Genomic DNA, 228 nt, shown 5'->3' on the forward strand with positions numbered 1-228 from the left:
TGTTATAGTTTTTCCACCATATTTGCTTTTGTATCTAGCTACTTTTTTATCTAAACCAGTAACATTTTTAGCTGCTTGTGCTGTCTCTGTTTTAAATACTAATTGTTTTACTTTTACTTTACTAAATTGATTTATCTTTGTTATTAATCCAGATACGTTTTTAGCTGCTTGTGCTGTTTCTGCTTTAAATGTTGTTGTTATAGTTTTTCCACCATATTTGCTTTTGTA

General features: G+C 28.1%; 1 protein-coding gene. It reads right to left on the reverse strand.

The window, feature by feature from the left end; genetic code table 11:
• Positions 1-228: hypothetical protein (locus tag KGF39_RS19710; protein ID WP_227823605.1), on the reverse strand; the 228-nt coding region annotated here is incomplete at both ends.

This window comes from Clostridioides sp. ZZV14-6345 (assembly GCF_020657775.1).
Lineage (GTDB): Bacteria > Bacillota > Clostridia > Peptostreptococcales > Peptostreptococcaceae > Clostridioides > Clostridioides difficile_D.